The sequence below is a fragment of the Pseudomonas sp. SIMBA_041 genome (genome assembly GCF_046535095.1).
GTDB classification, from domain to species: Bacteria; Pseudomonadota; Gammaproteobacteria; order Pseudomonadales; family Pseudomonadaceae; genus Aquipseudomonas; species Aquipseudomonas mucoides.
In genome coordinates this window covers 1-283 of record NZ_JAWRXJ010000190.1, presented here as the reverse complement: position 1 = coordinate 283, position 283 = coordinate 1, and the positions used below count along the sequence as shown (strand labels likewise).

1 protein-coding gene is annotated in these 283 nt (G+C 64.0%); it reads left to right on the top strand.

The features are described from left to right. Positions 1-283, top strand: a 283-nt coding sequence (locus tag SB725_RS30800; RefSeq protein WP_410923158.1) for a hypothetical protein, incomplete at both ends; no start/stop codon positions are given.

Below are 283 nucleotides of genomic sequence, written 5' to 3'. Positions count from 1 at the left end.
GATGATCCTCGAAGTGCTGCCGGTGCTGCCGCCGGAACTGCGTCCGCTCGTGCCGCTGGACGGCGGCCGTTTCGCGACGTCGGACCTGAACGACCTGTATCGCCGCGTGATCAACCGTAACAACCGGTTGAAGCGTCTGCTCGAGCTGAAGGCGCCTGAAATCATCGTCCGCAACGAAAAGCGGATGCTGCAGGAAGCCGTCGACTCGCTGCTCGACAACGGTCGTCGCGGCAAGGCGATGACGGGCGCGAACAAGCGTCCGCTGAAGTCGCTCGCCGACATG